2 protein-coding genes and 1 pseudogene are annotated in these 4,681 nt (G+C 41.7%); all 3 read left to right on the forward strand.

Features of this window, described 5'->3' with window-relative positions; all coding sequences use genetic code 11:
- The first annotated feature begins 79 nt into the window (after positions 1 to 79).
- Positions 80 to 1,249, forward strand: a complete 1,170-nt coding sequence (locus tag L654_RS0122095) for an efflux RND transporter periplasmic adaptor subunit (protein WP_010553924.1) — start codon at positions 80 to 82, stop codon at positions 1,247 to 1,249.
- Between the two features lie 9 nt (positions 1,250 to 1,258).
- Positions 1,259 to 4,411, forward strand: a complete 3,153-nt coding sequence (locus tag L654_RS0122100) for a multidrug efflux RND transporter permease subunit (RefSeq protein WP_024609064.1) — start codon at positions 1,259 to 1,261, stop codon at positions 4,409 to 4,411.
- Positions 4,404 to 4,681: pseudogene (locus L654_RS0122105) on the forward strand (TolC family protein); the annotation flags it as partial. The gene L654_RS0122100 and the pseudogene L654_RS0122105, both read left to right, overlap by 8 nt.

The raw sequence follows: 4,681 nt of genomic DNA on the forward strand, positions 1-4,681 counted from the left end.
AATGAATTTAAAAATCTATGGTTTTTACACACGGGTTTAATCCGTATTATGCGAGGCTAATCAACAATGGAGCGTCTTCATGAACAAACATCTAATTGCTGCTGCACTTACTGCGGCATCTTTAACACTTGCGGGTTGTGCTGATGAGAGCACAGCTCAATCAGCACCTGCACAGCAACTTCAACCAATTGATGTAGCACAGGTGCTTGTTAAGCCGGTACAAAGCTGGCACACATATACAACTCGTTTAGAGTCTCCACAAGAAGTTGCTTTAATGCCGCGTGTATCGGGAATCATCGATAGCATTGAATTTAAAGAAGGCGATGTGGTTAAAGAAGGCGATGTTTTATTTCAATTAGATGCTCGTCCATTTGCTGCTGTGGTTGCTAGTTTAAAAGCGCAAATTAACAGCGCAGAAGCCGCACTTGAACAAGCTAAAAGTGAAGACAAACGTGCGGTACGCTTATTAGACCGTAAGGCAATCTCAACTGAGCAAGCACAAGCGCGTACTTCAACACTACGCCAACGCGAAGCACAGCTTTCTGCACTTCAAGCACAACTTACTTCAGCAGAGCTTGATTTAGAGTTTACGTCAGTAGTATCACCAATTGATGGCATTATTTCTCGCGCAAATATTACCAAAGGTAATAACATACTTGCGGGTCAAAGCGTATTAACGTCAATTGTTTCAAACCAAGCTATGTATGCTTATTTTGATGTTGATGAACGCACATGGAATAGCTCTTTTAATGATGTTACTGCTGCGAGCCATCAAACTGTTGTAATGCAAAAAGTGGGTCAAAGCGATTTTGCATACAAAGGCTACATTAACTTTATTGATAACCAAATTAATTCATCAACAGGTACATTACGCGTACGTGCGGTATTTAATGAAGACAGCAACCAATTACGCGCAGGCTCGTTTGCACGTATTAAGCTTGCAGCCAACTCTATTAGCGACGCGATTATTATCCCAGAACGTGCAATTGGTACCGACTTAAAAAATCGTTTTGTATTAACGGTTGGCGAAAACAACGTACTTGAATACAAACTTATTACTACTGGTGAGCGTTACGGTGCATTACGTGCGGTTACATCGGGCCTTAATGAAGGTGATGTTATTGCTGTAAATGGCCCAGCTCGCGTAGGCCCTGGTATGCCAATCTCTCCGCAAACAGTAACAATTGATACAAGTGGTGTGGCATTTACATTGTTAAATGACAACGCACAACTTGTGGCTAAGCAATAAGGTTTATTGATGAAATTCTCGCATTTCTTTATACAGCGTCCAATATTTGCGGCCATGCTGTCATTGGTTATTTTAATTGCTGGTGGTATATCACTATTCCAATTACCAGTAAGTGAATACCCAGAAGTAGTTCCTCCAACAGTTGTTGTTACCGCCAACTACCCAGGTGCTAACCCTACCGTTATTGCGCAAACAGTGGCAACACCGCTGGAGCAAGAAATTAACGGTACTGAAAACATGCTATATATGTTTTCGCAAGGTACCAGTGATGGCCGCATGACACTAACGGTAACCTTTGCTTTAGGTACCGATTTAGACCGTGCTCAAGTACAAGTGCAAAACCGTGTAAACAGTGCGCTTCCGCGTTTGCCAGAAGAAGTACAACGTTTAGGTGTTGTGGCTGAAAAGTCATCACCAGATTTAACCATGGTAGTGCATTTATACTCACCTGAAAAAACGCACGACACAGCTTACTTATCTAACTATGCCGATTTAAACATTAAAGATGAAATTGCGCGTTTACCAGGCGTAGGTGATATCCGCATGTTTGGTGCTGGCAAATACTCAATGCGAGTATGGCTAAACCCAGATGCACTTGCTGCACGCGAATTAACAGCAACAGATGTAGTGACAGCACTTCGCTCGCAAAACCAGCAAGTTGCTGCAGGTAGCTTAGGTGCGCAACCAATTTCAAACGACAGTCAATTTCAAATATTGTTAAACGTTAAAGGTCGTTTAAACAGTATTGAAGAATTTGAACAAGTTATTATTAAAGTAGGCGACGAAGGTCAGTTAACGCGTTTATCTGATATAGCCCGTGTTGATTTAGGTCAAGACACTTACGCACTGCGTGCAGAGCTTGATAACCAACCAGCTCTTGCAATGCCAATATTCCAACGCCCAGGTTCAAACGCTATTGAGCTTTCCGATCAAGTACGTGAAACAATGGCGCGCTTATCTAAAGATTTTCCTACTGGTGTTGAATACGACATTGTGTACGACCCTACGGTATTTGTTCGCGGCTCAATTGACGCGGTAATTGCAACGTTGCTTGAAGCAATTGTGCTGGTAGTTATTGTTGTTATTGTATTTTTACAAACGTGGCGTGCATCAATTATTCCATTAATTGCTGTGCCTATTTCGCTCATTGGTACGTTTGCAGTAATGCAGTGGTTAGGTGTCTCAATTAATACCTTGTCGTTGTTTGGCTTAGTATTGGCCATAGGTATTGTTGTAGATGATGCGATTGTAGTTGTTGAAAACGTAGAGCGTAATATTGAAAAAGGCTTATCGCCACTTGAAGCAACCCGCGTTGCAATGAGCGAAGTAACAGGCCCTATTATTGCCATTGCGCTAGTACTAAGTGCTGTATTTATTCCTACTGCGTTTATTACCGGTTTATCAGGTCAGTTTTATAAGCAATTTGCACTTACAATTACAATTTCGACGATTATCTCAGCGTTTAACTCATTAACGTTATCGCCTGCGCTTGCTGCACTGTTATTAAAATCACATGATGCAAAAACAGATGCGTTCACGCGTTTACTTAATAAATTGTTTGGTCGTTGGTTATTTGAACCATTTAACCGCGTTTTTAATCGTGGTGCTAAAGGGTACGAAAAACTGGTACAAAAACTAATCCGTATGACCGTTGTTGTAATGGTGGCTTATATTGCACTTGTTGGCGGCACAATTAAGTTATTTGATACCGTACCTGGTGGCTTTATTCCACAGCAAGATAAACAGTATTTAGTGGCTATTGCGCAGTTGCCTGACGCATCAAGCCTTGATCGTACTGAAGATGTACTTGCTCAAATGCAGCAAATTGCATTAGAAGTACCAGGCGTTGCACATACTGTTGCTTATCCTGGCTTATCAGTGAACGGTTTAACAAATAGCCCTAACAGCGGCATTGTAATTACACCACTTGAAAGCTTTGACAAACGTACCGATCCAAGCCAATCAGCGATGGCGATAGCGGCGCAGTTGAATAAACGTTTTGCCGCCATTGATGAGGCATTTGTAGCGGTATTTCCACCGCCGCCAATTCAAGGTTTGGGCACTACAGGTGGTTTTAAACTGCAAATAGAAGACAGAGCTAATAAAGGGTTTGAAGCACTATTTAATAGCCTGCAAGCCGTTATTGGTAAAGCGCAACAAGACCCTGCATTAATGGGTCTGTACTCAAGTTTCCGTATCCAAGTTCCACAAATGGATATTGATATTGACCGCGAACAAGCGCTTATTCAAGGTATTCCACTTGATGAAGTATTTAATGCACTGCAAATTTACTTAGGCTCTGTGTACGTAAATGACTTTAATATGTTTGGTCGTACGTACCAAGTAAATGCACAGGCTGATGCTGACTACCGCTTAGACCCTGATCAAATACTTAATTTAAAAGTACGTAATCGCTCAGGTAATATGGTGCCATTAGGCTCTGTATTAACAGTAACACCAACAATTGGTCCTGACCGTGTTATGCATTACAACGGATACCCAAGTGCAGAACTAAATGGTAGCCCAGCGCCAGGTTATAGTTCTGATCAAGCACAAGTTGCTATTGAAAAAGTACTCGCAGACACACTACCAACAGGTATTGAATATGAGTGGACTGAAGTAACGTACCAACAAGTACTTGCCGGTAACACCATGGTTTATGTATTCCCGTTAGTTGTATTACTTGTATTTATGGTACTTGCAGCGCAGTACGAGAGCTTACGTTTACCACTGGCAATTATATTAATTGTACCAATGACTATTTTCTCAGCCTTGTTAGGTGTGTGGTTTGTCGGCTCTGACAACAACATATTCACCCAAATAGCGTTAATAGTACTGGTCGCGTTGGCTTCTAAAAATGCAATATTGATGGTTGAGTTTGCAAAAGACAGACACGACTCAGGCTTATCGCACTTAGAGGCAATACTTGAGGCATGTCGTATGCGCTTGCGCCCAATATTAATGACGTCAATTGCATTTACAGCAGGTGTTGTACCGTTAGTACTTGCCACCGGTGCGGGCGCCGAAATGCGACACGCAATGGGTAACGCAGTATTCTCAGGCATGATAGGTGTAACCGTGTTTGGCCTATTGTTTACGCCGGTATTTTATATGTTAGTGACTAACAAAAAAGAGAAAGCGCAGGAGAATACTCATGACTAAATTAATGCAAAAAAGACTTAAAACAAGTCTAACTGTCAGTGCGGTATTAGTCGCTGCGTTTTTAGCCGGGTGTGCGAGTAAAATAGACACCATGAGTGAGCAAAAAGCCGTTAACGAATTTGTTGCCAAAGCTAATATTGCTAGTAACGTTAGCGTTGCTGATGAAACAAACTGGTGGAAAAAGCTTAATTCTGATCAACTAAATGAGCTTGTTACTGGTGCGCTTGCAAATAACTATAATTTGCAAACAAGCCAGCTAACACTTAAAAG

Origin of the sequence: Pseudoalteromonas sp. TAB23, from assembly GCF_000498075.1 — a bacterium.
GTDB lineage: Bacteria > Pseudomonadota > Gammaproteobacteria > Enterobacterales > Alteromonadaceae > Pseudoalteromonas > Pseudoalteromonas arctica.